We start from the raw sequence: 21,983 nt of genomic DNA on the forward strand, positions 1-21,983 counted from the left end.
CCTAGTGTTTAATAATTTTACTCAAGAATTGTCTAGCACGTTCATTATCAGGATGATTGTAAAACTTATCTGTTGGCTCATCTTCTAGAATTTGACCTTGGTCCATGAAAATAACTCGATTGGCTACTTCTTGTGCAAAGCCCATTTCGTGAGTAACGATCAAAGACGTCATATCACCTTGGTTAGTAACATACTTAATAACATTCAAAACATCATCGATCATTTCTGGGTCCAAAGCACTAGTTGGTTCATCGAAGAGCATGCAACGAGGTTTCATCGCTAAAGATCTAGCAATCGCCACACGTTGTTTTTGTCCACCAGAAATTTGTGATGGCATATTGTGAGCTTTATCAGCCAACCCAACTTGGTCTAATAAGTTCATCGCTTGTTTCTTATTTTCCTCTTCGTCTAATTTCAAAACGATTCTTGGAGCTAACATAATATTCTCTAAAACATCTTTATTGGCATATAAATTGAAGTGTTGGAAAACCATTCCGACATCTTTTCTAATCAAATTGATATCGGTTGTTTTATCGGCTATGTCATGACCATTGACGATCAATTGACCTTCTTGAATTGTCTCTAGACCATTAACCGTTCTAGCCAAGGTACTTTTTCCAGAACCAGAGGGCCCGATTAAAACTACCGTTTCCCCTTTGTCAATTTTCAAGTTAACATCTTTTAAAGCATGAAAATTACCATAATATTTTTGTACGTCACGGAATTCGATCATTGACATATTTAATTCTCCCTTCTTCATTAACAAAAATTTAATTTAATTTTTTTTATTAAGAAAATTCTAATAGTTTTTCGGAAATTTAGCAACAAAAAGTTATTTTGTGAAATAAATGTTCGGTTCCAAAGCCAAATAATAATTACTTATAAATTCCATAATACGGGCATTATGACATTGTTAGTAATCTTTTAATCTTCGTAAAAAAATTTTTTCGAACAATCAAAAAAATCCACATTACGTGAGAATGTGGATTTAATTTACGAAATTTGTTGAGGATTTCGAATAATTATTAAGGGGGGAGTGCTTCTCTTCCGAGAAGCTGAGCACGATAGGTCAATACCAGTCGTGCTCAGTTCCTCGGAAAGGAACTGTAAAGCTTATTTTAAAACGATCTTCTTGTAAAGATATCTCGTTAAGAAGTAATAACCAAGATACAAGACGATGAAGATAGCAAATGGAATTTCAATGTGCATGTATGGTTGATACAAGATTTTCACGAATAATTGCAAACCAATCAAAACATGGATAATTCCTAAGATTGCTGGAACTGAGAACAAGACAGCAATTTCTTTATTGATAGTCGAACGTAACATTTTAGGCTTAGTACCAATCTTATAAAGCATGTTGTAACGCTTAACGTCACTGTTGGCACCAGACAAGATCTTGAACATCAAACAACTTGCCAACATAGCTAGAAAGGCAATTCCTAAGAAGAATCCCATGAATTCTAGTCCGGAAAAGAAACCATTAATCATAGTATAAGCAGCAAACTTATCGCTAGCTGTTTGTTTCAAAACTGGATAACGCTTGTTTTCAGCTTTAGAAATAGCTTTGATTTCAGATAAATTGTCTTTAAATGAATTGGTTTTAACTAACACAGTCGTAGTTGCAGGACTGTTAATAGCATCATATTCTTGATCACTGACAAATTTTGTTTCCATATTTCTAGTCTGTGGCAATCTAGTATTCATTAATTCATATTGGGCATTAGTATTTTTCTTTAAATCAGATGATTTATTGAAACTAGATTTCATCGTATTAATGTCAATTTTTGCATAACCTAGCGGTTGTTTCTTAAATTCACTAGCACGATAGTAAACATTTTTACCATCAATTTTGTAATTGTAAGTAACTTTTTCTTTAACGTTTAAACTCTTTACACGCTTATTTTGAGCTGCATCTGGATTAGTTAATTGCACGTCATAATAATTTTGACCATTTACAACATTGTCGATTTGATTATTGAAACCAAGTCCAACCGTAATAGCACCCAAAGCTAGAGCGAACATAATTGAAACCATTGAAAGGATTTTTGTATAATCATTGATTCGGAAACTCAATTGCGAAAGTGTAAAGTTATTCAATCCCTTTTGAGAGAATTTTGTATTTTTCTTCAACATAACAATCAATGAAGTAACGAAAGCATTAATTGTGAAGTATGAACCACCGACGATAGTTACTAAGGCGACCGGAATTCCCACATAGATAGCACCTGGATTATTACCTGAGAAGTACATTGTGAAGTAACCGATGGCCAATAAAATTAAACCTAAAACAGCTTGAACAGCTTTCAAAACGCCGTTACGTTTAATTTTGACTGGTTGACTGTCACGGTTCAATAACGTTAAAACTTTAGTTCTACGTAGGGAAATTGAATTTCTTAGTGCAGAGAAAATGAATATAACGATGAAGAAGACAAAAGTCCAAATTAAAGCTGGTAGATAAAAGCTACTGAAGTGCTTGATTTGCATATCTAGCATACTAACCAACCAGCGACTGACGAAGCTTGTTGCCACGATACCGATCAAAGTACCGATAATTGTTGAAATAGCACCAATTGCAAAGGTTTCAACGAAAATCATTTTGGAAATTTTACTACTCTTAGCGCCGAGCATCATGAACATCCCATACTCTTTTTGACGCATACTCAACAGAAAAGTGTTGGCATAATTGATGTAAACGATAGTAATAATTGCTAAAAGAACAATCCCAAAGGCAAAGATGAAACTAGTAGCTGAGGCTGGGGAATTTGAACTTAAGAAAGCCTTATTCGTGGCTAACGACATAAACATATAAAAGATGGCTGAAGCAATCATCAAACCAGAAAACAAAACACTGTAATCACGTAGACGATGCTTGATGCCACTTAAAGCTAATTTGTTTAACATATTTTCCTCCCCTATTCTGCAAATGTTCCTAATGAATCTAGGATTTCTTGATAGTATTCAGCTCTACTTGAATCTTCCTTCTTCAATTCTTGACCGATTTCACCATCTTTGATGAATAAAATCCGATCACAGAAACTAGCTGAAAATGGATCATGAGTTACTAGTAAAATTGAAACTTTATCTTCACGATTAATCTTTGTTAGAGTATCCATCAAAGCACGAGCACTCTTGGAATCCAAAGCACCAGTTGGTTCATCTCCGAAGACGATTGAAGGCTCATGAACCAAAGCACGAGCAGCCGCAACACGTTGTTTTTGACCACCGGATAATTCAGTTGGATAGTGATTCAAAATCTCTGTTAAGCCTAATTTTTCAGCAATACTGGAAACTGCCGGTTTGATTGTTTTAGCTGATTTATTTTGTAATGCTAATGGCAAAGCGATATTTTCATAAGCTGTTAGATTTTCTAGTAAGTTAAAGTCTTGGAAAATAAATCCAATTTTATTAGCTCGAAAATCTGCCATTTGATTGTTGTTTAATTTAGTAATATCCTGACCGGCAATTTGAACTTTTCCGCTAGTAGGAGTATCTAATGTAGATAAAATATTCAATAAGGTAGTTTTACCTGAACCTGAAGCACCCATAATTCCAACGAATTCGCCGGGTTTTACTTCAAAATTAACGTCTGACAAGGCCTTAAATTGTTTTTCTCCGGCCTTTCCATAAATTTTTTCAATGTTTTGTACTTCGACGATTTTTTGCATTTTTTGCTTCCCTCCATTTGATATATCTATCATAATGGTTAATGTCTTTTAGGTCGTTCGATTCTCCTTACATCTTCTTACACTTTTGTAAGTCTGAATTAAAGCGATATAATATTGAAGATATATTAAAGATATCCTTTCTGAAATTTGTTAGTGTCAAATTGCCGTCTTCCACACAAGTTCTGTGATTGGCTGGAACGCTGCCGGCACTATTTTGAGCTTTTGCATGGCCCTAAAGACGCAAAATCTCAAAACTAGGCCTTCTTGTAAGTGCTAAAGCACTAACAAGAATCTGGCGGCTGAGCCATCACAGAACTTGTGCTCCAGACTAGATAACACCTTCCCTTTTTTATTTCAATAATTAAGGGAAAAATAATAGAACCACTATCTAGTCCGGAATAGCGAAGAAAATTGGCTCAAATGTGAAATTTCACTTGGCAATTTATTGCCTAGTGAAAGGCCGAGCTTGAAGACTTTGCCCGGTTTTGGGCTTAGCAAAGGCTCCAAGTCGTGCCCACATTGTTCCAGCCAAATTTTCTTCGCTATGGAGGACGGAATGCTTAACCAAATTAAGAAAGAATCACAAAAAAGGGGTGTATTTCCAATGGGGAAGAAAATGCCAGAATTAGACTCGAAAAAGTCATACATTAGCTGGCCTGTTGTTGCTCTAATGGACTTCGTTACCGTTATTGGTTTCGATGATATTGTCTACAACTTCCATAACCAAGGTTTGGGAATTGTTTTTACTTGGATTTTAATGTTATTTTTATTCGTTGTTCCTTATGAGATGATGGTCGGTCATCTAGGTTCAACTTTTGATGAAGAAGGTGGTGGGATCACTTCTTGGGTCCGTGCCACTGGTGGTAATCTTTGGGGTTACATTTGTGCTTGGACCGTTTGGGTGTCCAGTTTGCCTTATATTGTTGATGTTGCCAATTCAACTTTGATTTCATTTGGTTGGTTGATCAACGGTAACGGTTCAATGTCTGATAAGATGAGCAATTCAATGTTCGCCTTATTGACAGCGGTTATTTTTACGATCTTTATTTTTATTCAACATCATTTAAGAAATTCACTACAGATTTTGAGTATCATCGGTGGTGGTGCCATGTTCATCGTGTCAATTCTTTATGTTGTCATGATGATTGCTTATCTTGGACAAGGCAACATGCCACATACTCAACCATTTACTTTGAAGTCATTTATTCCTAAGTTCGATATGCATTATCTATCTACCTTTGGACTAGTTATCTTTGCTATGAATGGTTCTGAATTTGCGGCTCCATACGTTACTGAAATGAAAAATGGTAAGCGTGATTTCCCTAAAGCTATGTGGATGCTAGCCATTATGACTGGATTCTTAACTGTTCTAGGTTCATTTGCTCTAGGTGTTTTCTTTAACGCTCACCACTTGCCAAATGATTTGAAGATGAACGGTTCTTACTATGCTTTCCAATACATGGGACAAGAATTCGGTATGGGACAATTCTTCCTATACTTATTTGCTTTAACACAAGCACTTTACATGATGGCTCAATTGGCCGTGCTATTGGATGCCGGAACGAGAATGTTCTTATCTGATACAGCTAAGGAATATTTACCAAAGGGTCTAACAAAATTAGATAAACGTGGCCTACCTATCAATGGTTACTGGTTAACTACTGGTATTTGTACACTTATCATGGTTTTGAGTGCTACTTTGCCTAACATGAATTCAATCTTTAACCAATTACTAAACCTAAATGGTATCGTTTCGCCATATACGACTTGTTTCTTATTTAGTTCCTTTATCCTAGTTAGATTACACGAAGATCGTTTCCAATCTGATTTTGTTTATATCAAAAATAAATATTTAGCTATTTTAGTTGGTGCTTGGTGTTTTGCTATCACTTTCGGAGCTGCTACTTTAGGTATCTTCCCAACTGATGAAACACCAGGAACTTCTGCTTGGTCACACGTTTTAACTTTAAATATCGTTGAACCATTAATTATGATTGCTATTGGTATCATTTTGCCATTGATTGCTAGACACCAAAGAAATAAAGAACTTAACTAGAGTTTCTGATTGACTTATTCAGTCGATAAAGGTTAATTTGGTAGTGTTATAAATAAATCTATATTCTGAGGAGAGTTATTATGATTGATGAAATTATGAAAAATATCGAGCATTACGATACGATTATTATTCTCAGACATCAAAATCCAGATCCAGATGCCGTCGGGTCACAAACAGCCCTAGCGAATATCCTGAGAGAAGCTTATCCTCGGAAGAACATTTATATTGCTGGAATTGATTTGTCCGTTCTTGACTGGATTGGCAAGATGCAGCAAGTTGATAGCAAAACTTATCAAAATTCGCTTGTTATTGCCGTTGATACAGCTAATGCCAGACGAATTGATAACAATGGCGATTACAAAAAAGCTGATAAAATCATCAAAATTGATCACCATCCTAATGTTGATGCTTTCGGTGATATCAATTGGGTCGATGATACTTCAGCCAGTTGCGCCGAAATGATTTATGAATTAACTGAAAAAGTTGCCAATCTTAAGATTTCCAAATCAGCTGCCTATAATCTTTATGCTGGTATGGTTGGAGATACAAACCGCTTCCTATATGCTGGAACAACTTATAAAACATTAGAAGTGGCTGCTAAATTGGCCAAAACTGGCATCAATATTTCGGAAATAAGTTTGCATGAAGACGAAATGTCAATGCGAGTAGCACGCTTAGAGGCTTACATTCTAGACAATTTCCAAGTAACAGATTCCGGCTTCGGTTATATCATTATTAGAAAAAACGAACTGGAAAAATTTGATTTAGACGATGGTGAATTAGACCACGTTGTTCCTTTGATTGGACGCATCAAAAACGTCAATAATTGGATCGTCGTCAGTGAAAAAGATCTCAATCGTTTTAGAGTTAATCTTCGTTCCAAGAATGTCTCTATCAATGGTGTAGCTGAGAAATTTGGTGGTGGTGGTCATCCTTTAGCTAGTGGCGTTTATGTCGGTAGTATGGATGAAGTCAAAGCCTTAATTAAAGATATGGATAACTTAAATAAATAGAAAAACGCAAAAGCCAAAATTGGTTTTTGCGTTTTTTATTTACTATTCTAATGATGATAATTTTTCGAAGTCGGAATCACTTAATGAAACATCTGCTGATTCCAAATTATCTTTTAGATGAGCCAATGAACTAGTTCCAGGAATTGGAATGATATTGTCAGAACGTTTCAACAACCAAGCTAGAGCTATTTGAGCAGGACTAGCATTGTATTTCTTAGCAATATCTGCCAAAGGACCATCATCTTTTGCTAAATGACCCGTATCCAATGGGAACCAAGGCAAGAAGGCTATTTTTTGTTCTTTAGTATAATCAACAATTGCATCGTCATCTTTATGGTGACCAACGTTATACATATTTTCAACTGCATCAATCTTAGCTATCTTTTGAGCAGCCTTTAATTCATCGAGCGTTACTTGACTAATTCCAATATGCTTGATTTTACCCTCGTCTTGTAACTTCTTTAATTCACCAACTTGATCCTCAATCGGAACTTGTGAGTCAATTCTGTGCAAGAACAACAAATCTTCATGATCACGACCAAATTTACGGAGAGATAATTCCACTTCTTGACGTAGAAATTCAGGTCTACCTAGTGGTATCCATTCATTAGGACCAGTCCGAACCTGTCCTACTTTATCAGAAATAAAGATTTTATCAGAATCAGGATATTCCTTTAAAGCTTGGGCTAAATAAGTATCGGCTTCCCAAGGTCCATAAGAATCGGCTGTATCAACAAAATTAACGCCCAAATCAAAAGCATTCTTGATCAAATCAACGGCTTGTTGAGGATCTTTATAAGCCCCCCAGACGCCCTTGCCTGTCAATTGCATCGTCCCGTATCCTAAACGGTTAACGACAAAATCTTTATCGAATTCAAATTTTCCTGCATTTTCAACGCTATTTTTTACCATTAAATCAACCTTCCACAAGGAGATTAGTATCCCATTGCAAAGTAAACCGTAATCTTTTTTGGAAAAATAAACAAACATTTGAACTATACAAAAAAACAGCCATTCAAATGACTGCTTTACAGATTTTGTTCAACTTTTTCATTATAATAAACAATTTTTGGTTCAAATTTTTTACCGTCAAAATGAACTTTAGTTAACGACAAATTGTCTGATTCCACCTGACTTAATAAGAATGGAGCATTCATATTGACCATTGCTGTCAAAATTGCACTATGCGTTACCACGATAACTGGCTTTGTTTCGACTGCTAATATTTTTTCAATGCCTTTGCCAAAACGATCCCAAAATTCTTTGCTATTTTCAGCCAGATGCTTAGGATCAAGCTTTGCCAATTTATCCTGCATTTGATTTGCATTCATTTCATCCAAAGTTTCTTCGACTGTTTTGCCGGCAATTTTCTTATAAACTTCTTTTTTAGATTGTCCTTCAAAGCTACCATAAAATTGTTCACGCAACTCTGGCATTGTTATCATATTCAAAGTTTTACCACCAGCGGCCTTCAGTCCATTATTTAATTCTGTTACCGTTTGGATCGAACGATTCGTATCGCTGCAATAAATATTTTCAGAAGTTTCACCTAAATTAACTAGAGTTCGCCCCATTTGATAGGAATCCTTGTGACCATTATCAGTTAAAGGAGTATCCGACCAACCTTGCATTTTGTCTAAATAATTGAAAAAAGTTTCACCACTACGTATAAAGTAAATATCCAATCGATCACTCCCTTAATAAAAACGTTTACTTTAGAAACTATTGTAATCTTGCAACTGATAAAACTCAATTTTCTAAAATTTATCTGCTTAATCGACTTTCTTCTATTATAAGTAAAGGCTTACAATAAAAGCATAAATAAGAAGGAGTGAAGAAAATGTTTTTTATTGATACCTCAAGAAATGGCAAACCAGTTTACAATGCCATTGTGAATCAATCATTAGATAATTATTTAGTCAACGACTTACGGCTACCAGGACACGGTTTGATTTTATACGTGAATAATCCTTCCGTCATCATTGGCGTGCATCAAAACGCTTATGCCGAAGTTAACTTCCCCTATCTCAAAGAAAAGAACATCCAATTAGTGAGAAGAACATCTGGTGGAGGTGCTGTCTACCACGATTACGGCAACTTCATCTTCGAAAATATCGTTATTGGTAACGATGAACACTTCGGTGAATATGACTACTTTGCTAAACCAATTCTCGATGCCTTACATGAAATGGGTGCTACTGATGCCCAAATGCATGGTCGAAACGATATCGTCATCGACGGCAAAAAGTTTTCTGGTATGACGATGTTTAAAGTTGGCGATTCTTTTGCAGCTGGTGGAACCTTGATGTTTGATCTCGACATGGACACTGCCAGTAAAGTTTTGACACCTGAAAAGGATAAACTTGAATCAAAAGGTGTTAAATCTGTCAACAAACGGATCACTAATATCAAATCTTACTTGGATGAACCTTATCGCAGCATGGATCCGGTTCAATTTAAGGATGAATTATTGAAGCATATTTTCAAGGTCGACAAATTATCCGACATCAAAACTTACAAACTAACTGATCATGATTGGGATATCATCGACTCTCGTTTGAAAGACAAGTATGATACTGACGCTTGGAATTACGGTAAGAACCCTGGTTTCACTAATTACGTTTCCAAACACTTCGATATCGGAACAGTTGCCTTCAACTTCTCACTCAAAGATGAAAAAATCTCCGATGTTAAAATCTACGGAGATTTCATCACAGGCGGCGATGTCAATTTAATTGAAAAAGCCTTACTTGGAGTTAAGTTTGAAAAATCAGCTTTAGTCGAAGCTCTATCGAAGGTTGATTTGAAGAATAATCTCGGTAACATCGAACCAGAACCACTAGTAGATTTATTATTATCGTAAAAAAAGCCATTCAGTTGTAAAAGGTTCTTTCTTAAATTAGGTTACCGTTAGATGACGTCTTCCGACAAATCCTAGTTTTATTCAAATTAATACAAAAACAAAATAAGCATCTATTCAGATATAGTCGATTAACTATTATCTGAGTAGATGCTTATTTGATTGATGATTAAAAATCATAAAAGCACTATCTAGTCTGGAATAGCAAAGGCTCCAAGTCGTGCCACATTGTTCCAGCCAAATTTGCTTTGTTATGGAGGACGGAATATTACTAATCGAAATCGAGAAAAAAAACTGTGAAAACTGAATAGCTTTTCTTATACGGTTTGTTCAAGTAACTCTACATCTCGCCCCGATTTAGAAGTGATTTGTTTCAAAGCTTGCTCGATTTTTTCATCTTCTGTAGCATCCATCGACAAGTCCAAAATTATTTCAAATCCATCTGTTGTTTTTAATTCAATATAAAATGGCGTCGCCAAATTGATTAGTAACTTTTGTGGCGCGTAAACATTAAAGAATACTCCACCAACAATATTTTCAGGAACCTTAATTCCTTCGCCACTAACTAGTGAAACCTTGGCAATTCGAGAAAATTCCAAGAATTCTTGGTTAGTTTTTGCTGGCACGATAATGGCTGATAACTTACGATCCAACGTACTGTAATCGTAAAAATAAATTCCTTTATCAGTAACTTCCCAATAGCCATAATTGTCATTAAGATTGATCGAATACAAAAATGGTCCAATGATTAAACACAAAATTGCAAACGCCCCAGCAATCATAATACTGTTAGAAAAAGTATAAATTAAAATCCCAATTATTAAACTGACCGCCACAATGACTAATAACGGTTTGTAACTGACTTTTCGTCCAAATTCTAAATTCATAATATACCTCTAAAAAATTTCATTCCTTTAAGAATACCATTTTTTAGTATATAGCGCTTACTTAATCAGGAATGCTCCTACGACAAGAAAGATTATGCCCATAATTAAAGAGAAGTAGACACCCATAAATACGTATGGTTGAGGATTTTTTACTTTTTCTTTGATGTTATTGTAAGTTTTCCGTCCAACATAAATTTGATAAATTCCCATAATAATTACGATTATTCCAATTAATTCAGTCATTATAAGCGCACCACCTTTTAACTCAATGATATGTCACTATCGAGTAAAAGAAAAAGGTTTGAGATTTTGCGTCTTTGGGGCCATGCAAAAGCTCAAAATCGTGTCGGCTATGTTCCAGCCAATCACAGGACTTTTACGGACGACGGCGTATTAACACCTAAGAAAAATACTTAGAAAAGTTAAACACCGAACTCACTACCGAAACTAGTCCCGTTACGACAATAATTAAGAATGCGATACCTTTTATGCTGCAGACGTCTTCCCAAGGAAACTTCAACAAGAAAGATAATCCTAAAATGCCGATCCAAAAATATTTTACTTTGTAAAAATCACGATTGAAGCTCACACAATCCCTTCTTTACTCCGTCTTTATTCTTAGTTTAGTTGAAAATTACTTTTTTATGCCAAGTTTATCCTGAATCAGCGATTTTTCATCATGAACGAGTTGTCTCTGATAAGTTCTCTAACAAATATAAGTCGATAAGCACAACCGTTATAACGATAAAACCTTCAACCAAACAAAGATTAGTAAATAAATTAGTTGGTACCTTTATGAATCGATACATACTAACAGCTGACATTTCGATTAAGCTCAAATAACTGATTCCAGCGGTAATTGCCACCATGAAGCAGTTAAACATTATTTTGAAAGCTTTTTGATTTTTAAAGGGCAAAATACTTTCCAAACACCCCATTGTTAGATGAATCAAAGTACTGCCGACCAAAATCAAAACAGTTCCTAAGAAAAATATTGCTAAATCTTTCAACAATAATTCTGTTTGCATATTACCATCGATGATCACTCGCAAGAAGGAAGTCTTTCCCATGTAATAATAAAGTGAAATCAGCAACATTCCACTTGAAACTAAGCAATAAGTGATATAAGCAATCAAAGATGTTAAAAAATCACTGAAGAATAACTTCTTATCACTAAGCGGAATCAAGCGATATTTATTGTTATTCAAAACTTGTCGACTGAATTTAATTAAACTGACCACACTCCATAGGTAAAACCCTGCCGACAGTGCAATCAAAAATACCGTTTTATACGACGAATTGAAGCTTATTTTTAAATAGTCAATCGTTATAACGGATAAAATTAATAGAAAATTCCAGCCTAAGATCAAGGCAATGCGTTTGAATTTGTTTCTAAGTAAATCTTTACTCACGTTGTACATAATAAAACCATCCCATAGTCATATTGTTATTAACGGATTGTTTCTACCCAGCGTTTCATTAAATAAATATTGATAAAACTAAAAATCACTAACCAAACAAACATAATTCCTGAAGTAATCCAAATAGCATTACTAAATTGTGAAAGCGTCTGTGCTCCCATGTATCCTGTTGTATAAATCAAGCGATAAACGTAACCTGTTGCAATATCAAAAATCACCGATGCAGCCCAAATTACTACTAGATAAAGAATAAAGGTCACAAACTTTTGCGATTTAAATGGTAAAAATTCTTTGATCCAACTGATTATAAAATGAACCAAAGTAATTCCACTCCACATAACTAAGGCTGTTAAAATCATAAAAATTATTACCCCAAAAGTTAATCCCATTCCAATATTAGAATTAGTAAAACCACTTGGATCGATACTGCCAAAATTGCCAATTGCATATAAAATGACCGCAATAATGGCCTCTAAAATTTGTAGATAGATAAAAGCTACAAAAGTCGTAAGCAAATTGCTTATATATAAGGTCGTATCAGTAACTGGTATCAAGCGATAGTTGTTACTTGTAAATATATGTTCATTTTTGCGTGACAACATGATAAAACTAACAAAATTGACGATTGTGACACTAATAATAAATGTTTCAAAGAAAAAATCGATTGTGGTATTAAAACCACTAGCGATAAGTCGCATAACAAACATGACGATTAAAGCCAAAATATCAATTCCAACGATCCAATTCATCAATCGCCACTTTTCTCGAATTAAATTTTTACTTAAACCAGCGAAATCATTCATTAGGTAAACCTCCTTCGTAGACTTTTTCGTAATACTCTTCGACACCTAAGTGATACTTTTCTTGAATCGATTCGACTGAACGCATTTCATAAACCGTCTTGTCTTTAATAATTACGATGTCATCCAACAAACTAGCAATTTCTGTCACGTAGTGATCACTAATAATGATTGTAGAATCATCCGACTTCCAACGAATAATACTACTAATGATCTTTTTGCGGGACATACTATCGATTCCACTCATCGGTTCATCTAACAAATACAATTTCGTATCTCGTGCTAAAGCTAAAGCAATTACTAACTTACCTAGAGTCCCGGTTGAAAGACTAGATAATCGTTTTGATTCATCCAATTCCAAATACTGAGCAATTTCTTGATACTTTTCCATTGAAAAATCAGGATAAACATTTTGGTAAAAGCTAACGATCTCATCTATTTTAGTATTGCGATTGAAACCACCTAATTCATCGCTCAAACTGACATTTTTCTTAATATTAGCCTTCTTAGTTTTACCATCTACCGTTATAACGCCTTCTTTAATGGAATTAACGCCTGCAATCAATCTCATTAAGGTCGTTTTACCAGCTCCATTTTCTCCTAGGAGTCCGATAATTTTTCCACTGACAATTGATAAGTTGATATTATCTAAAATAGTCTTGTAGTTTTTCTTGTACGTTAAATTGTTTATCTTAAGTAATTCTGTCATTTTATCTCCTCCTTTTTACTTAGTTGCTTCTGACCATCTATTCAATAGATATAAATTCAGAAATGTCAAAACAACATTCCAAGCTACTAATATCAGTAAACTCATATTGAGCATTCTCACGACACTGCTGAAACTAGTAGTAACTTCTCTTATCCCTAGAAGAATCGAAGTGTTGGCAGTAATAGCATTGAACGATACCATAACGGCCCAGATCACGATCAAAGTTAAAATTATTGTTGCAAAAGTTTGTTTTTTAATTGGCAAAAAATCACCTATTAGGGAAACTAACAAACGAATTACGACACTACCAACTAAAATCAACATGATTCCTAAAATAATTGCTGCGACTACTTCAAATTTGAACCAATATTGGCCAGCGCTGAAATCTTTAATCATAATTTGGTCATACGGATTTGGGAAAATCGCATAAGCACCAAAATAAACAATTGCCTCACCAACTAGTAAATAAATTACGGCGAAAAAGGCTGACAAAAAATTGCTGAAATAAAGTCCTTTGTCACTAATAGGAATCAACCGATACTTGCTGCTATCAAAAATATTAATGACCGACATTACCAAAAAGACTACACCGATGATAACAGCCATAAGGACGCCACCAGTCAAACTCGTTGGGTCAGTAATATTGAAAATTTTCTTGTAAAAAATCATCAATAATATGGCTAGCGCATGAAAACCTAAAATCAATGAGATTATTTTTCCACGTTGATGGAATAAGTCTTTATTAACTCGGCTAATACTACTCATCATCTGTACTCCCTTCGTAAACTTGTTCATAGTAAGCTTCAATACCCAAGTGATATTTAACTTGAATTTCTTCAACTGAATCTACTTCATAAATAGTTTGATCCTTAATAATAATCACATCATCCAATAAAGCGGCAATTTCTTTAACATAATGCGAACTAATTATCATCGTGGCATCGTCGTTTTTCCATTGAATAATGCTCTTTATAATCTTTTTCCGTGTCATAATGTCGATTCCATTCAATGGTTCATCCAATAAATAAAGTGGAACCTGACGTGCTAATGTTAAAGCAATCGTTAATTTTTCAGTTTCACCGGTCGATAATTTTTTTAAGTTTTGTCTATCATCAATAGCTAAGAAATCAGCCATCTCTTGATATCTCTCTAAAGAAAAATCCGGATAAACAGTCTGATAAAATTTAACAATGTCTCTGACACGATTGCGTTCAAACCAACTTCCAGCAAAAACATCTTTAAAGGCACTCTTGAGTGAATAAGTCGTACTAACACAAGACTTAATGGCTTCTTTACTGTCAATTCCTGCAACGTTGATCTGACCTGATGTCTTAGCATTCAAGCCAACAATCAACCGCATCAAAGTTGTTTTACCAGCTCCATTAGCTCCGAGTAAGCCGACAATTTTTCCGTTGTCTAAACTTAAATTGACCTTGTCTAAAATAACTTTATGATTCTTCTTATATCGAAGATCTTTAATTTCTAGTACCTTACTCATCGCCCTCATCCTTTTGTTTGACATAGTTTTTAAAGCTATCAATGATTTCTTGGTCGTTCATATTTAATGAATGCAATTTATTATATGTTGCATCAAACATTTCATTAACAATGTGTTTTCTTAATTCGTTCACAATCTGTTCATCCTCAGTTACAAAATTACCTTTACCACGTTGCGGAGTAATGACTTTTTCTTCCATCATCTCTTTAAGTGATTTTTGAACGGTATTAGTATTTGCAGAAAATTGAACTGCCAACTGTCTAACAGAAGGAAGCTGTGACCCTAGTTCATACTCATTACTGATAATCTTGCGATACAAAATATCCTTGATCTGTAAATAAATTGGTATGCTGTCGATATATTCCATCTTTTCACCTTCTCACTGTTCTAGTACACTAATACAGTATAACAGAGCAAACAAAAAAGCAATCGATTGCTGTCGATTACTTTTATTTATTTTCTAGTACGATTTGTCCACGATATTTTTATAACATCCAACAAAAATCATGCTATATTAACATTGAAATTGGGAATGGATACATAGAAAAGACTGATGTATCATGTTAAAATTCGGAAAAAAAGTCAATTACCGACCGCTAAATTTGAGCTTATTTACGGGACTAACGGTTGGGATTTTATTTGGCTCCAATATTTCACTAATACTTGGTGTCGAAGTTGGAATCATCATGTTTAGTGTCATGTTTCTCGGACATTATCTCCTTTTTCTACCGACAATCTTCAATTATTGGGAATCCAGTCCAAAATTTATCCGTTATAGCGATATCGATAAAACTACTAATCGTGTCATTGCCATGGTATTACCTACTAAATTGCCGATGAAGGTAATCGATAAAGCTAAAATCAAGGAGATAACTATTACTGGTTTACCACCAACTTATACCAATCTAACCGCTCAATTCATTGCGGCCGAAGAAGGTAGTTTGATGTATGGATTATTCTTGATGATCAATAATCCCGTCAAGATTCAACTCATTTTAAACGATAAGACTAAAATTAATTTAGATATTTCCAAAGACTACTTCACACATCCACAAACTACCCTCGCCAAATTAAGATTATTTTTAAACGAATTCAAAACTTCGAAAGTTAATTTATCGGAAGAAAATCTCAAATTTATCCAAGAATGAAAAAAATGCTTCTCCTACAATCGTAGGGAAGCATTTTTTGAATTAAGAATATCTATTAAAGAATAAGCTGTCTCGAAACTAGTCGTTCGTTGAGAAATCTGAGAAATTTGTTCCCACAAACGTCTCGAATAATCATTAAAAATCAAATGTTCATCACTTTTAGCATGGTTAACAGATTTGATCAATTCGTTAACTCGCTTGTCAAAGAGTGAACCACGATATTGTTTATTGGAAAGTTCTTGAACTGAGTTGGTTACTAGCTGCTCAATTTCTTGATTAATTACTGATTCATTAATTTGTTTGCTAAAAGACTTCTCGAATTCAACTAATAACGACAGCAATAATTTTTGTTTTGAATTATCCATTTGTATTTTCACCCGTATATTAATATAACTGATTTCGACTAGAATAGATACCATTTTTGTACGATTGTCTGGTGTATAATAAAACGTATACATTTTATTAATTATCAGGAGAAATTATGAATAAACAATTCTATAAAACAATCAATTTTTGGTATGGCGTTGCCATGCTAGTAGTCGGTATTATCTTTATCGATCACTCAACTGAATCAACTTGGCTTTTGATTGATGCTATCTTCATCATTGCCGCAGTAGTCTTCTTCTTATTAAGTCTCTTTCACAAACCAAAGCCCAAAAAAGAAAACGACCGCAATCCTTTAATGTAAAAAGCTATTTCTACCTATTATATAGCTTCAAAAGGTCTTCCATGTTATTATTTAAACAGTTTACTGAAAGGATGGTATTTCATCATGAGTACAAAAATTAATATCATTGCAAATAATTTATAAAAAAATGGCATTGTTACCCTGGGGTAATTAGTGCCACCAGGAGGAAACATGAAAGAATCTAACTTAACTTTTGAAAAAACACGTGTCATCATTGCCGGAGTCAGCCATTTACAAGCTGATTTTGAATATACGATGCAAGAACTCGCTTCACTAGTCGAAGCCAACAATATGGAAGTCGCTGATACGATCATCCAAAATGTCGATACCGTCAGCGGGGCTACTTACTTTGGTTCTGGTAAAGTTCACGAAATCAAGGAAATTGCCAATGCGGATGATGTTCAAATTGTCGTTTTAAATGACGAATTGACACCTTCTCAAATCCGTAATCTTGAAAAAGAAACTAAATTAAGCTTTATAGATCGAACAGAATTAATCTTACAAGTATTCTCAACTAGAGCTCAAACTAAACAAGCTAAGTTGCAAGTTGAAATTGCCAAACTTCAATATCAGTTGCCACGAATTCATCCATCAGGCAATCCTTTGGATCAACAATCTGCTTCTGGTGGTTTAGCTAACCGTGGTGCTGGTGAATCAAAACTAGAACTTGATCGTCGAGTTATTAGAAAACGAATCACCGCTTTACGTAACGAACTCAAAACGGTCGATAAGACTATCAACGTTCAAAGTAGACGTCGAACTAATACTTCTCTACCATTAGTTTCTTTAGTTGGTTATACGAATGCTGGTAAATCAACGACAATGAATGGATTGTTGAATTTCAACAAAGAAGATTCTCAAGACCGTAAGGTTTTTGAAAAAAATATGCTTTTCGCCACTTTGGATACTAGCGTTAGACGAATCGACTTGGAAGACAATACGAGTTTTCTACTTTCCGATACAGTCGGCTTTGTTAGCAAGCTACCTCACAATTTAGTTGAGTCCTTCAAGACCACTTTGAAGGAAGCCCAAGCAGCTGACCTCTTGATTCAAGTTATCGATGTCAGTGATGAGCATTGGAAGAATATGATCGACGTTACTGAAAAAACTTTAAAAGAAATCGGCGTGACTGATAAGCCAATGATTTACGCTTTTAACAAAGCTGATCTAAAAGAAGGTCAACAATTCCCTACTATCGAAGGCGACAATATTTATTATTCAGCCCTTGATAAAGAATCGATCGAAAAATTAGTTGATTTGATTAAATTAAAAATCTTCAATAACTACCAAAAGGCTGATTTACTAATACCTTACAGCGACCAAAAGATCACGGAAGAAATTTTACAAACCTCTCAAGTACTCAAAAAAGAGTTCACGAATGATGGTTCTTTGATTACTGCTAATTTAAGTCCCACAGAATTAGAAAAGTTTAATAAATATATCAAAGCAGAGATGTCTGAATAACAGATTTCTCTGTTTTTTTTTGCATTTTTGTCCATAATGTATTATTATTTTATAAACATTAGAATTTTTCTAATTAAGGGCATTGTGTTTTAATATTCATTAGTTTATTCTAAGAATAATTACTTTAGGGAGGTTAAACAATGAAATTCAAGAAGAAGTATTTACTTGCATTGTTACCGATATTTCTATTCGCATTAGTTCTGAGTGGCTGTGGTTCTTCCGCTGAAAAAGACAACAAAGATACCCTCTCAATCAGTTCTAGTGATGTTATTGCAACAATGGATTCATCTATGAACACCGATGTTATCGGAGCTCAAAATTTAACTAACACTATGGAAGGTCTTTACAGATATGATGGTAAAGATTTACAACCTGCCATAGCTAAGAAAGTCGTTAAACCTACTAATGGCGGTAAGGTTTATACTTTCCATCTAAGACATACTAAGTGGTCAAACGGCAAACCCGTAACTGCTAACGATTTCGTTTATGCATGGAGAAGAACCGTTGATCCAAAGACTGCTTCACAATATGCCTATATTTATACCGGTATTAAAAACGCTGACAAGATCAGTGCTGGTAAAAAGCCTGTAAATTCATTAGGTATCAAAGCTTTGGATAAATACACACTTCAAGTTACTTTGGAAGATGCCATTCCATACTTTAATACTTTGATGGCTAGTTCTACTTTCTACCCACAATACAAACCAGCAGTAGAAAAAGCTGGTAAACAATATGGTTTGAAGAGTAAAGGAATGGTCTTCAATGGACCTTTCAAACTAGTTAACTGGTCTGTTTCAAGTAATAGTTGGACTGAAGTTAAGAACAACTCATACTGGAACGCTAAGGCTGTTAAATTAAAGAAATTAAAATATTACGTTGTTAAGGATGCTAATACTGGTTTGAATCTTTACGATACTAACCGTATCAACCGTCTAGAAAAACTTGGTGGTGACACTGCTCGTCAAGTTTCAAACTACAAGACATTCTCAATGGATAAACAAACAGGTAACTTCTATCTTGAATTTAACCAAAAGAAATACAAATTCTTTAAGAATCCTAAGATCAGACAAGCTATCTCAATGGCTATCAATCGTGATCAATTAACTAATAACGTTCTTGGTAAGACTGGTGGTATCGAACACACAATGGTTCCAGTAGGCATGTCATACAACCCTACTACTAAGGTCGATTTCACTAAGGAAAAGATGCTTCAATCTTCAAATAAATATACTGAATACAATCCAACCGAAGCTAAGAAACTTTGGAAGGAAGGTATCAAAGAAACTGGTCAAAAAGATCTCAGCTTTACCCTTCTAGGTGATGATACTGATGGTGCCAAGAAACAAAACGAATACCTTCAAGGTCAACTAGAAAAGAACTTACCTGGATTGAAGATCACACTTCAAAACGTTCCATTTAAGTCTCGTCTAGATAAATCAACTAATGGTCAATTCGATATCGTTGTTACTGGTTGGAATGCCGATTATCCTGATCCTGTTACATTCTTGGATCTATTCACAACAACCAACTCACAAAATAATGGTAAATATTCTAATAAAGAATACGATGAATTGATCGACAAATCTAAGACAACTGATGCTACTGATGAAGATGCTAGATGGCAAGACCTTCTTCAAGCAGCTAAGATTTTAGCCGATGACGAAGGGGTCGTTCCTTTGTATCAAGCATATCAAGCCAACTTGACTAGAACTAACGTCAAGAATTACCGTATGACACCAAATGGTAGTTACAACCTTGTCACTGTCTACAAAAAATAACTAAAGGTGAGGGAGATTAAATAATGACTAAATATATTCTCAGAAGAATTTTTTATTTATTCTTGACCCTCTTCATTATTGCGACAATAACTTTCTTCCTGATGAAGATGCTTCCTGGTACACCGTTCTCTAACCAGAACCGTATGTCCGCGGAACAATTGAAGATCGTTAAAGCCCAATATGGATTGGATCAATCAGTATTTGTTCAATATGTTCGTTATCTTGGTGGGTTATTACAAGGAAATCTTGGTACTTCCTTCCAATTCAACAATGAACCCGTTACATTATTAATCGGTCAAAGACTTGCTCCATCAATGCAAATTGGTGCTCAAGCTATGATTGTTGGTACTATCTTCGGTATCTTGCTTGGTGCCGTTGCTGCTATTCGTAAAAACACATGGGTTGATACACTTGCAACATTCGTTTCAATTCTTGGTCTATCAATTCCATCTTTCGTTTTAGCCGTTTTACTTCAGTTCTACCTAGCCTACAAATGGAAGATTTACCCAGTTGCTCTATGGGACAACTTCCAATCAAGTGTCCTTCCAACAATTGCTCTAGCCGCATTGCCATTAGGTACTGTTGCTCGTTTCATGAGAACCGAAATGGTGGACGTTTTGAGTAGTGATTATATCGAATTAGCCAAATCAAAAGGTAACTCTAACTGGAAAGTTGTTACAAAGCACGCTTTACGTAATTCATTGATTCCAGTTGTTACTATCATCGGTCCAATGGCTGTTTCTGTTATGACTGGTTCCATGGTTGTTGAGAATATCTTCTCAATTCCTGGTATTGGTGAACAATTCGTTAAATCAATTACTACAAATGATTACCCTACTATCATGGGTCTTACAATCTTCTATTCATTCTTATTAATCATAGTTTACTTGATCGTCGATATCCTTTATGGACTAATCGATCCAAGAATTAGACTAGGAAACGGAGGTAAAGAATAATGGAACAAATTCCTCAAATTCCTAAGGAAAAATTTAAATTAGTTCATGATGATAACAACAAAGAGCAAGAAAAGCTTGGTACTCCTTCACTAACTTATATGCAAGATGTTCGCCGTCGTTTGTTCAAAAACAAGGTCGCCGTTGTCTGCTTAACTTTGTTATCAATTATCGTTTTAATCTCTGTCTTTGCCCCAATCATCGCACCACACAATCCTAATGCTCAACAAGTTACTATGTCTAACTTGCCTCCTAAACTAGGTCAATTGAACATCCCTGGATTCAATGGTTATCAAAACATGGGTGGTCACATGGTTGATGCTTATAAGCAAGCTGGTGCCCCTAAAGATGCTTTCTATCTTCTAGGTACTGACTACCTTGGCCGTGATCTTCTTTCAAGAATCATCTACGGTACTAGACTTTCACTAGTCGTTGCTGTTCTTGCTACATTAGTTGATCTTCTAATCGGAGTGCCTTATGGTATCGTTTCTGGTTGGAAAGGTGGCAAAACTGATACATTCATGCAACGTATCGTTGAAATTGTTTCATCAATCCCTAACTTGATCGTTGTTATCTTGATGATGATCGTTCTAAAACCAGGTCTAACATCTATCGTTATTGCGATTGCGATTACTGGTTGGGTTACAATGGCGCGTCTGGTACGTGCTCAGACCTTCCAGTTGAAGGAACAAGAATACATCTTAGCTGCTAGAACACTTGGTGAATCATCAACTAAGATTGCTACAAAGCACTTGATTCCTAACCTATCTTCAACAATTATTATTCAAACAATGTTTACAATTCCGAATGCCATTTTCTTCGAAGCTTTCTTAAGTTTCATTGGTATTGGTATTCCCGCACCAAACGCATCATTAGGTACACTTTTATCAGATGGTCAAAAAGCCTTCAGATTCTTACCTTATCAAATGTGGGCTCCGGCTATTATCTTGAGTATTATCATGATTGCCACTAACCTTCTTGGTGATGGTCTACGTGATGCCTTTGACCCACAATCATCTGATCATTAACTAAGGAGAAAT

Annotated in this window: 24 protein-coding genes; 9 read left to right on the forward strand and 15 right to left on the reverse strand. The window is 35.0% G+C overall.

Annotation, left to right across the window (positions count from 1 at the left end; genetic code table 11):
* Position 1: 1 nt before the first annotated feature.
* The 3 genes from FFM65_RS09750 to FFM65_RS09760 all read right to left on the reverse strand — a co-directional run bounded on the left by FFM65_RS09750 (position 2) and on the right by FFM65_RS09760 (position 3,668).
* Complete coding sequence (locus FFM65_RS09750; protein WP_119318568.1) at positions 2 to 739, reverse strand: amino acid ABC transporter ATP-binding protein; 738 nt, start codon at positions 737 to 739, stop codon at positions 2 to 4.
* A 374-nt stretch (positions 740 to 1,113) separates the two neighbouring features.
* Entirely contained in the window at positions 1,114 to 2,904 is a 1,791-nt protein-coding gene (locus tag FFM65_RS09755) for an FtsX-like permease family protein (RefSeq protein WP_119318567.1), read from the reverse strand.
* An 11-nt stretch (positions 2,905 to 2,915) separates the two neighbouring features.
* Positions 2,916 to 3,668: an ABC transporter ATP-binding protein gene (locus FFM65_RS09760; protein ID WP_119318566.1), complete on the reverse strand. Its 753-nt coding sequence runs from the start codon at positions 3,666 to 3,668 to the stop codon at positions 2,916 to 2,918.
* A 616-nt stretch (positions 3,669 to 4,284) separates the two neighbouring features.
* Between FFM65_RS09760 and FFM65_RS09765 the strand changes: the two genes are divergently transcribed.
* Complete coding sequence (locus FFM65_RS09765) at positions 4,285 to 5,724, forward strand: APC family permease (protein WP_162897984.1); 1,440 nt, start codon at positions 4,285 to 4,287, stop codon at positions 5,722 to 5,724.
* 80 nt (positions 5,725 to 5,804) lie between these two features.
* Positions 5,805 to 6,737 (forward strand): DHH family phosphoesterase, encoded by a 933-nt coding sequence (locus FFM65_RS09770; protein WP_119318565.1) that lies wholly within the window; start codon positions 5,805 to 5,807, stop codon positions 6,735 to 6,737.
* A 42-nt stretch (positions 6,738 to 6,779) separates the two neighbouring features.
* Here FFM65_RS09770 and FFM65_RS09775 read toward each other — a convergent pair whose 3' ends face one another.
* Together FFM65_RS09775 and FFM65_RS09780 are read right to left on the reverse strand one after the other, a co-directional pair.
* Positions 6,780 to 7,649, reverse strand: a complete 870-nt coding sequence (locus FFM65_RS09775) for an aldo/keto reductase (protein ID WP_119318564.1) — start codon at positions 7,647 to 7,649, stop codon at positions 6,780 to 6,782.
* A 116-nt stretch (positions 7,650 to 7,765) separates the two neighbouring features.
* Positions 7,766 to 8,422, reverse strand: a complete 657-nt coding sequence (locus tag FFM65_RS09780) for a histidine phosphatase family protein (RefSeq protein ID WP_119318563.1) — start codon at positions 8,420 to 8,422, stop codon at positions 7,766 to 7,768.
* Positions 8,423 to 8,577: 155 nt separating this feature from the next.
* Here FFM65_RS09780 and lplA point away from each other — a divergent pair, with 155 nt between their 5' ends.
* Complete coding sequence (lplA, locus tag FFM65_RS09785; RefSeq protein ID WP_119318562.1) at positions 8,578 to 9,600, forward strand: lipoate--protein ligase; 1,023 nt, start codon at positions 8,578 to 8,580, stop codon at positions 9,598 to 9,600.
* A gap of 314 nt (positions 9,601 to 9,914) precedes the next feature.
* Here lplA and FFM65_RS09790 read toward each other — a convergent pair whose 3' ends face one another.
* From FFM65_RS09790 to FFM65_RS09830, 9 genes are all read right to left on the reverse strand, one after another.
* Positions 9,915 to 10,484 (reverse strand): hypothetical protein, encoded by a 570-nt coding sequence (locus tag FFM65_RS09790; protein WP_119318561.1) that lies wholly within the window; start codon positions 10,482 to 10,484, stop codon positions 9,915 to 9,917.
* A 57-nt stretch (positions 10,485 to 10,541) separates the two neighbouring features.
* Positions 10,542 to 10,727: a hypothetical protein gene (locus FFM65_RS09795; RefSeq protein WP_119318560.1), complete on the reverse strand. Its 186-nt coding sequence runs from the start codon at positions 10,725 to 10,727 to the stop codon at positions 10,542 to 10,544.
* A 157-nt stretch (positions 10,728 to 10,884) separates the two neighbouring features.
* A complete protein-coding gene (locus FFM65_RS09800) occupies positions 10,885 to 11,073 on the reverse strand; it encodes a hypothetical protein (RefSeq protein ID WP_059074792.1) in 189 nt (62 codons plus the stop codon).
* A gap of 88 nt (positions 11,074 to 11,161) precedes the next feature.
* Positions 11,162 to 11,905, reverse strand: coding sequence for a hypothetical protein (locus FFM65_RS09805; RefSeq protein ID WP_119318559.1), 744 nt, complete (start codon positions 11,903 to 11,905; stop codon positions 11,162 to 11,164).
* A 29-nt stretch (positions 11,906 to 11,934) separates the two neighbouring features.
* On the reverse strand, positions 11,935 to 12,708 hold the full coding sequence (locus tag FFM65_RS09810; RefSeq protein WP_119318558.1) for a hypothetical protein: 774 nt from the start codon (positions 12,706 to 12,708) through the stop codon (positions 11,935 to 11,937).
* Positions 12,701 to 13,414 carry an ATP-binding cassette domain-containing protein gene (locus tag FFM65_RS09815; protein WP_119318557.1) on the reverse strand — a complete coding sequence of 238 codons (714 nt, stop codon included), beginning with the start codon at positions 13,412 to 13,414 and terminating at the stop codon, positions 12,701 to 12,703. Before FFM65_RS09815 ends, FFM65_RS09810 begins: the two co-directional genes overlap by 8 nt.
* A 15-nt stretch (positions 13,415 to 13,429) precedes the next feature.
* The gene (locus FFM65_RS09820) at positions 13,430 to 14,182 is read right to left on the reverse strand and encodes a hypothetical protein (protein ID WP_162897976.1); all 753 of its coding nucleotides are present in this window, start codon (positions 14,180 to 14,182) and stop codon (positions 13,430 to 13,432) included.
* Complete coding sequence (locus FFM65_RS09825; RefSeq protein ID WP_119318555.1) at positions 14,172 to 14,912, reverse strand: ATP-binding cassette domain-containing protein; 741 nt, start codon at positions 14,910 to 14,912, stop codon at positions 14,172 to 14,174. The genes FFM65_RS09820 and FFM65_RS09825 overlap by 11 nt, the downstream gene beginning before the upstream one ends.
* Entirely contained in the window at positions 14,905 to 15,279 is a 375-nt protein-coding gene (locus FFM65_RS09830) for a GntR family transcriptional regulator (protein ID WP_119318554.1), read from the reverse strand. Before FFM65_RS09830 ends, FFM65_RS09825 begins: the two co-directional genes overlap by 8 nt.
* A gap of 235 nt (positions 15,280 to 15,514) precedes the next feature.
* Between FFM65_RS09830 and FFM65_RS09835 the strand changes: the two genes are divergently transcribed.
* Complete coding sequence (locus tag FFM65_RS09835; protein ID WP_137610114.1) at positions 15,515 to 16,060, forward strand: hypothetical protein; 546 nt, start codon at positions 15,515 to 15,517, stop codon at positions 16,058 to 16,060.
* Between the two features lie 14 nt (positions 16,061 to 16,074).
* Here FFM65_RS09835 and FFM65_RS09840 read toward each other — a convergent pair whose 3' ends face one another.
* Positions 16,075 to 16,425, reverse strand: coding sequence for a hypothetical protein (locus FFM65_RS09840; protein WP_119318552.1), 351 nt, complete (start codon positions 16,423 to 16,425; stop codon positions 16,075 to 16,077).
* 116 nt (positions 16,426 to 16,541) lie between these two features.
* Here FFM65_RS09840 and FFM65_RS09845 point away from each other — a divergent pair, with 116 nt between their 5' ends.
* From FFM65_RS09845 to FFM65_RS09865, 5 genes are all read left to right on the forward strand, one after another.
* Entirely contained in the window at positions 16,542 to 16,748 is a 207-nt protein-coding gene (locus FFM65_RS09845; protein ID WP_010019015.1) for a hypothetical protein, read from the forward strand.
* A gap of 171 nt (positions 16,749 to 16,919) precedes the next feature.
* Entirely contained in the window at positions 16,920 to 18,212 is a 1,293-nt protein-coding gene (gene hflX / locus FFM65_RS09850; protein ID WP_119318551.1) for a GTPase HflX, read from the forward strand.
* Positions 18,213 to 18,352: 140 nt separating this feature from the next.
* Positions 18,353 to 19,990: a peptide ABC transporter substrate-binding protein gene (locus FFM65_RS09855; RefSeq protein WP_119318550.1), complete on the forward strand. Its 1,638-nt coding sequence runs from the start codon at positions 18,353 to 18,355 to the stop codon at positions 19,988 to 19,990.
* A gap of 23 nt (positions 19,991 to 20,013) precedes the next feature.
* A complete protein-coding gene (opp3b, locus tag FFM65_RS09860; RefSeq protein ID WP_010019019.1) occupies positions 20,014 to 20,946 on the forward strand; it encodes an oligopeptide ABC transporter permease in 933 nt (310 codons plus the stop codon).
* A complete protein-coding gene (locus FFM65_RS09865; protein ID WP_119318549.1) occupies positions 20,946 to 21,971 on the forward strand; it encodes an ABC transporter permease in 1,026 nt (341 codons plus the stop codon). The genes opp3b and FFM65_RS09865 overlap by 1 nt, the downstream gene beginning before the upstream one ends.
* Positions 21,972 to 21,983: the final 12 nt, after the last annotated feature.

The organism is Companilactobacillus formosensis, from assembly GCF_005405305.1.
GTDB lineage: Bacteria > Bacillota > Bacilli > Lactobacillales > Lactobacillaceae > Companilactobacillus > Companilactobacillus formosensis.

What these genes read in the sequence shown, in the direction of transcription:
- FFM65_RS09755 (WP_119318567.1), bottom strand. Translation starts at nt 2,904, where the DNA reads ATGTTAAACAAATTAGCTTTAAGTGGCATCAAGCATCGTCTACGTGAT.
- FFM65_RS09750 (WP_119318568.1), bottom strand. Translation starts at nt 739, where the DNA reads ATGTCAATGATCGAATTCCGTGACGTACAAAAATATTATGGTAATTTT.
- FFM65_RS09840 (WP_119318552.1), bottom strand. Translation starts at nt 16,425, where the DNA reads ATGGATAATTCAAAACAAAAATTATTGCTGTCGTTATTAGTTGAATTC.
- hflX (WP_119318551.1), top strand. Translation starts at nt 16,920, where the DNA reads ATGAAAGAATCTAACTTAACTTTTGAAAAAACACGTGTCATCATTGCC.
- FFM65_RS09790 (WP_119318561.1), bottom strand. Translation starts at nt 10,484, where the DNA reads ATGAATTTAGAATTTGGACGAAAAGTCAGTTACAAACCGTTATTAGTC.
- FFM65_RS09770 (WP_119318565.1), top strand. Translation starts at nt 5,805, where the DNA reads ATGATTGATGAAATTATGAAAAATATCGAGCATTACGATACGATTATT.
- FFM65_RS09855 (WP_119318550.1), top strand. Translation starts at nt 18,353, where the DNA reads ATGAAATTCAAGAAGAAGTATTTACTTGCATTGTTACCGATATTTCTA.
- FFM65_RS09815 (WP_119318557.1), bottom strand. Translation starts at nt 13,414, where the DNA reads ATGACAGAATTACTTAAGATAAACAATTTAACGTACAAGAAAAACTAC.
- FFM65_RS09820 (WP_162897976.1), bottom strand. Translation starts at nt 14,182, where the DNA reads ATGATGAGTAGTATTAGCCGAGTTAATAAAGACTTATTCCATCAACGT.
- FFM65_RS09765 (WP_162897984.1), top strand. Translation starts at nt 4,285, where the DNA reads ATGCCAGAATTAGACTCGAAAAAGTCATACATTAGCTGGCCTGTTGTT.
- FFM65_RS09805 (WP_119318559.1), bottom strand. Translation starts at nt 11,905, where the DNA reads ATGTACAACGTGAGTAAAGATTTACTTAGAAACAAATTCAAACGCATT.
- FFM65_RS09760 (WP_119318566.1), bottom strand. Translation starts at nt 3,668, where the DNA reads ATGCAAAAAATCGTCGAAGTACAAAACATTGAAAAAATTTATGGAAAG.
- FFM65_RS09810 (WP_119318558.1), bottom strand. Translation starts at nt 12,708, where the DNA reads ATGAATGATTTCGCTGGTTTAAGTAAAAATTTAATTCGAGAAAAGTGG.
- FFM65_RS09795 (WP_119318560.1), bottom strand. Translation starts at nt 10,727, where the DNA reads ATGACTGAATTAATTGGAATAATCGTAATTATTATGGGAATTTATCAA.
- FFM65_RS09865 (WP_119318549.1), top strand. Translation starts at nt 20,946, where the DNA reads ATGGAACAAATTCCTCAAATTCCTAAGGAAAAATTTAAATTAGTTCAT.
- opp3b (WP_010019019.1), top strand. Translation starts at nt 20,014, where the DNA reads ATGACTAAATATATTCTCAGAAGAATTTTTTATTTATTCTTGACCCTC.
- lplA (WP_119318562.1), top strand. Translation starts at nt 8,578, where the DNA reads ATGTTTTTTATTGATACCTCAAGAAATGGCAAACCAGTTTACAATGCC.
- FFM65_RS09825 (WP_119318555.1), bottom strand. Translation starts at nt 14,912, where the DNA reads ATGAGTAAGGTACTAGAAATTAAAGATCTTCGATATAAGAAGAATCAT.
- FFM65_RS09830 (WP_119318554.1), bottom strand. Translation starts at nt 15,279, where the DNA reads ATGGAATATATCGACAGCATACCAATTTATTTACAGATCAAGGATATT.
- FFM65_RS09775 (WP_119318564.1), bottom strand. Translation starts at nt 7,649, where the DNA reads ATGGTAAAAAATAGCGTTGAAAATGCAGGAAAATTTGAATTCGATAAA.
- FFM65_RS09845 (WP_010019015.1), top strand. Translation starts at nt 16,542, where the DNA reads ATGAATAAACAATTCTATAAAACAATCAATTTTTGGTATGGCGTTGCC.